This window comes from Nocardioides eburneus (assembly GCF_040838215.1).
Lineage (GTDB): Bacteria > Actinomycetota > Actinomycetes > Propionibacteriales > Nocardioidaceae > Nocardioides > Nocardioides eburneus.
This window is the reverse complement of the sequence record NZ_JBFPJR010000065.1, coordinates 1-5,411: the sequence shown is the minus strand read 5'-3', so window position 1 is coordinate 5,411 and position 5,411 is coordinate 1. Positions and strand designations below refer to the sequence as shown.

Sequence of the window (5,411 nt, the reverse complement as noted above, 5' to 3'; positions counted from 1 at the left end):
GAGTCGCGGGTTGTGGCGGGTTGAGTCGCGGGTTGTGGTGGGCTGAGTCGCGGGTTGTGGCGGGTTGAGTCGCGGGTTGTGGTGGGCTGAGTCGCGGGTTGTGGCGGGTTGAGTCGCGGGTTGTGGTGACCGGTTGCCGCAGCGCGCAGCCCGAACCTGCGACTCAACCGCCGGAGGCGGGCGCTCCCTGGACGCGGAGGGTCGAGCCCTCACGCCGCTTCGTGACCATGAGTTGAGCCGGGATGCGGTCGCGCATCTCGGCGACATGGCTGACCACGCCGACGACCCGGCCGCCGTCGCGGAGCCCGTCGAGGACGTCAAGGACGTCGTCGAGGGTGTCGGCGTCGAGGGAGCCGAACCCCTCATCGACGAAGAGCGTCTCGAGCAGCGCTCCACCGGCCTCCTGCATGATCACGTCGGCGAGCCCGAGAGCGAGGGCGAGGGAGACGACGAAGGTCTCGCCGCCCGACAGTGTCGCCGGATCCCGCGACTCGCCCGACCAGTCGTCCCGCACGAGGAGCGCGAGGCCCCCGCGCCGGTCGCCGGCGGCGCGCGCTGCGGAGTGCTCGAGGCTGTAGCGCTGGTCGCTCATCACCGCGAGCCGCTCGTTGGCGGCAGCGACGACCTGCGTGAGGCGGTAGGCGACGACGTAGGCCGAGAGCGACATCTGCAACCGGTTGTCGCTGCTCTTCCCCTCGGCGAACGCTGCGAGTCGGGTCGTGACCTCGAGGTCGGCCCGCAGCGGCTCCCAGGCGGTGATCTGCTCGGCGAGCTCGGACTGGAGCGCCGTGATGCGGGCGAGCCGCGAGACCGCGCGAGAGACCGCGGCCTGAGCCGCGCCGAGTCGGTCGAGCGCCGACGTGTGGGCGGCGGCCATCGCGTCGACGTCGGGAGCGGGCCGGCGCAGAACGTCGTCGGCTCCGCGCTCGGCGAGGATCGCGCCGACGGCCGCGAGACGACGGTCATGGTGCTTGATCGTCGCGGTGAGCTCGTCGACCACGGCGGTGTCGAGCGCAGCGGCGCGTGCGTCCTCGGCGGCAGTGAATCCCGCTCGCCGGCAGGCCGTCGTGAGCGCGACCTCCGCCTCGGCGAGGGTCCGGCGGGCCTGCTGCAGCTCCTGGAGCCGCTCGACGTCGGAGCGCGCGGCCGCGAGCTTGTCGGCGAGGTGGTGGACCAGCGCCTCCACGTCGGTCGCGCCGGTGCCCGCCAGGGCGTCGCGCACGGCCTCGGCCAGACGGTCGCGCTCGCCGCTGAGATGGCGGGTGGAGGTGTCGAGCTCCGCGAGCCGCGCCTCGGCAGCGGCGATCCTCGAGCCGAGCTCCTCGAGCTCAAGCTCGGCCGCGCCGAGGGCGTCCTCGAGGTGCGGAGCACGGGCGGCGAGGGTCGAGAGACGGTCGAGGTCCTCCTCGAGCGTGGCGACCTCCGCGTCGTCTCCGGCCTGCGCCCGGGCCAACTCGAGCCGGGTCACGACGTCACGAACGCGGCCGTCGCGAGCGTGCTCCTCGACGCTGGCGTCGTCGGCGGCCTTCTGCGCGGCGCGCTCCGCCTCGGCGTCGGGGGCCCCGCTCGCCGGGACGGCCTTCCGCGGATGGTCGACCGAGCCGCAGACCGGACAGTCGGCGCCGACCGCGAGGGCTCCGGCGAGCTCGGCGGCCATGCCCTCCAGCCGCGCCTGGCGTACGTCGAGAGCGCGCTCGCGCAGCGCGAGGGCCCGCTCACGGGCCGCGGCGTGGCGGCTGCGCGCCTCGGCGAGCGCGACGCCGAGCTCCTCGACCGCCGCGTGGGCGTCGAGTCGCCGCTGGAGCGCGGGAAGCTCGGCGACAGCGGCCCGAGCGTCCGCGAGATCGCCGCGCAGCGCCACGATCGTCGCCGGGAGAGCCGCGCGGCGCTCAGCCAGGGCGGTGGTCCGCTCGCTCAGCTCGAGACGCTCCTGCGCGACGGCGGAGAGCTCGCTCGCGACGCCGCGGAGACGCTCCTGGCGCGGCAGGAGGAGCTTGGCCGCCGCGAGTCGCTCCTCGAGCCCGGCCAGCACGGTGGAGGCCGACTCGAGGTCGGTCCCGGCCGGAGCGGCCCTCTCGGCGTCCTCGTGCGCAGCGCGGGCGCGGGTCGTGAGCTCGTCGACGGGGACGACGGCCGCGGCTCGCCCGGCGGCCTCCACGGCCGCAACCGCGAGGTCGTGCTCCTCGGCGCCGGCGAGCAGGTCGGCATGCTCGGCCGCTGCCTGCTGGACGCGCTCACGGAACGCCGCCAGGCGGCGCGCCTCGTCGAGGGCGTCCCGGGCGGTCTTCTCCTCGGCGAGCGCGGTGGCGGCGCTCGCGGCCGCGGTCTCCTGGTCGACCCGCGCGGCGTCCGCGAGCCCGGTGACCCAGCCGGTGAGTTCACCGTCGGCGGCCGGCAGGGTCAGGTCGTGGATGTCCCAGTCCGCCGGGAGCGGGGTGTCGGTGGTCTCGCTGATGCGGCTGACCACGTCGGCGACCCGTTGGTGAACCGAGGCGGACCGGGCGCGCAGCTCGAGGCGCCGGTCGCGGAGCCATCGCTCGACGTCGGTGAAGCGCTCCGTGCGGAAGAGACGCTGGAGGAGCTCCTTGCGCTCGTCGGCCTTCGCGCGCAGGAAAGCCTGGAACCGGCCTTGCGGCAGCATCGCCACCTGGGTGAACTGGGTCAGCGTCATCCCGAGCAGGCCGGTCACGAGGTGACCGGCCTCGTCGAGCCGGGTGCTGAGCGTCTGCCACTCGTCGCCGCGGCGCTCCTGCAGCACCACGGACGCCTGCTGGGTGGTGGTGCCCGTCCCGCGCTTCTTGGGGCGTTCCCAGGACGGCGATCGGGTGATCCGGAACCGGCGCCCGCCCAGCGTTGCCTCGAGTGTCACCCGGGTGGCGACCGCCGGCGTGGCCTGGTCGCTGCGCAGCCGCTTGGCCGCTGAGCGGTCACCCGGGACGTCGCCGTACAGCGCGAAGCAGACAGCGTCGAGAACGCTGGTCTTGCCCGCCCCGGTCGGCCCGGAGAGCAGGAAGAGACCGGCGGAGGAGAGTCGGTCGAAGTCGACGGTGACGGTGTCGACGAAGGGACCGAACGCGGTCGCCTCGAGTCGGTGCAGGCGCATCAGAACAGCACCTCGACGAAGTCGGTCGACTCCTCGACGGTGGTCCGCTCAGAACCGCTGTCGAGCATGTCGACCTCGGGGTCCTCGCAGCAGGCGTCGACGGCCCGGCCGAGCAGCGCGAGCTCCGCGTCGTTCGGCGCGCTCCCGCGGAGCTCGGCCACGAACTCGCGGACCAGGTCGCGGTCGCGACGGACCCGCTGCGCCGGCAGCGGGAGACCGCCGAGCACGGGCGTCGTCGACGCGAAGCCGAGCACCAGCGTGTGGGGGAAACGACGGCGGAGCCGGTCCATCGCCTGCGCCGGCCGCGTGGCATCGGTGAGGATCACCTGGACCCAGTCGTCCTCGTGGGCGCTCAGCGTCGGATCGCTCAGCAACGTCTCGAGCTCGCCACGCAGACGCGCGAGGCGGCGGGGGACGGGGGCCTCGACGAACTCGACCGCCGCGACCCCGGTCGCGTCGAGGTCGACCAGCCACGAGCCCTTGCGGTGCTGCGCCTCGGAGAAGGAGTAGGCCAGCGGCGACCCGCTGTAGCGGACGGTCTCCGTGATCGTGTGGCGGCCGTGGAGATGGCCGAGCGCGGCATACGACATCCCGGCGAACAGGCTCGCAGGCACCATCGAGACGCCGCCGACGCTGATGTCACGCTCGGAGTCGCTCGGCTCGGCGCCGGTCACGAAGGCGTGGGCCATCACGACGGCGCGTCCGCCGCGTCGGTCGTGATCGGCCCGGACCCGGACCATCGCCTCGGTGAGCGCGGCCTGGTGGGAGCGGGACCCGAGCCCCCAGGCCTCCTTGACGGTGTCGGGGTCGAGGTAGGGCAGGCCGTGGAACGCGACGGGACCGTGGTCGTCCTCCAGCACGACGGGGCGGCCGACGCCGGCCAGATCCGTGCGGATGAAGACGCCCGCCGCGTCGATGAGGTCGGAGCCGAAGCCGAGCCGGTGGGCGGAGTCGTGGTTGCCGCTCGTGAGCACCACCTTCGCGCGGGACGCTGCGAGCCGCCCGAGCGCCTCGGAGGCGAGCCGGACGGCGTCGACCTGGGGGAGCGCGCGGTCGTAGACGTCGCCGGAGACCAGCACGACGTCGACCCTCTCCTGCTCCACGACGGAGAGGAGATGGTCGACGTAGGCCGCCTGGTGGCTGAGCATGCCCTCACGGTGGAAGGACCGACCCAGATGCCAGTCGGAGGTGTGCAGGATCCGCATGCGAGAAACGCTAGGAGGGAGGACCGACAGTTTCGCGTCAGACACCCCGCCCGGCGCGGACCGATCGATGTGACGCGGCGCCTACTTCGCCTTGACCACGTCGATCACGAACCACAGCGTTGCGTTCGCCGGGATCGTGGAACCGCTGCCCTCGGCGCCATAGCCGTAGGCCGGCGGGATCTGCACCAGCACCCGGCTGCCGACCTTGACCCCTGTCAGGCCGATGCTCCAGCCCTTCACGAGGCCGCTCAGCGCGGACGTGAGGGGCTTGGAGCTGTAGCTCTCGTCGAACGGCTTCTTCGCCTGGTAGGTCTCACCGAGGTAGTTCACCGTCACGGTGTCGGAGGCCTTCACGGCGCGGCCGGTACCCTCTTTGAGCACGACCCGCTGGACCGGCGTGGTCAGTGACGGCTTCGTGACGCCCGTCCAGTCGAGGCCGGTGGGCTTGCCCTTGGTCTCGACGACCTTCGGCAGCTTGCTCGCCGGCGCGGTGTGAGCCTTGGCGTCCGACGGCGTGGGCGACGTCGGCGCCTTCTTGACCAGATCGGCGACGACCACGAGCGTGTCGTCGCCTCCGATGCCGAGCTGGGAGCTGCCCGAAGAGTTGCCGAACAGCTCCTCGGCCGTGGTCACCACGGCGACCCGGGAGCCGTAGGTGGCGCCGTCGAAGAGCTTGGAGAAGACGGTGCCGAGCTGGCTGCTGTTGTTGGGGATCGACTCGGGAGCGCCGTTGCTGTAGTCGCTGTAGGCCTGCTTCTTGGTCGTGCCGTCACCGACCCAGAGGTAGGTGCTCACCGAATCACCGTCGGCGATCTTGTCGCCGGAGCCCTTGACCAGCGTGGTGGCCTTCGTCAAGGTGGGCTTCGCGACCTTCGCCGGCCATTTCGCGGAGATGCTCTTGCCGACGTCCCCGGTGATGGAGACGCCGGAGACCGAGCCGCTGGCGGGCGCGTCGGCGTCCTTGGTCGAGCTGCCGCCGCAGGCGACCAGGGTCGGCACGAGGAGGACGGGGATCAGCGCAGCAGTAGGGCGACGGAGTCGTCGAAGCACAGGTATGGGCCTTCTGGTTGAGAGCATGGTCCTGCCACCGTAACCATCGACCC

General features: G+C 72.7%; 3 protein-coding genes. All 3 read right to left on the bottom strand.

Translation table 11 applies throughout. The features are described 5' to 3' along the window. Positions 1 to 163: 163 nt before the first annotated feature. Entirely contained in the window at positions 164 to 3,103 is a 2,940-nt protein-coding gene (locus AB3X52_RS19315) for an AAA family ATPase (protein WP_367995738.1), read from the bottom strand. Beyond that, positions 3,103 to 4,308: an exonuclease SbcCD subunit D gene (locus tag AB3X52_RS19310; RefSeq protein WP_367995737.1), complete on the bottom strand. Its 1,206-nt coding sequence runs from the start codon at positions 4,306 to 4,308 to the stop codon at positions 3,103 to 3,105. Before AB3X52_RS19310 ends, AB3X52_RS19315 begins: the two co-directional genes overlap by 1 nt. Before the next feature lie 81 nt (positions 4,309 to 4,389). Further along, complete coding sequence (locus AB3X52_RS19305; RefSeq protein WP_367995736.1) at positions 4,390 to 5,358, bottom strand: FKBP-type peptidyl-prolyl cis-trans isomerase; 969 nt, start codon at positions 5,356 to 5,358, stop codon at positions 4,390 to 4,392. Between the last annotated feature and the right edge of the window lie 53 nt (positions 5,359 to 5,411).

Coding starts and splice junctions, on each gene's coding strand:
- AB3X52_RS19315 (WP_367995738.1), bottom strand. CDS start 3,103: ATGCGCCTGCACCGACTCGAGGCGACCGCGTTCGGTCCCTTCGTCGAC.
- AB3X52_RS19310 (WP_367995737.1), bottom strand. CDS start 4,308: ATGCGGATCCTGCACACCTCCGACTGGCATCTGGGTCGGTCCTTCCAC.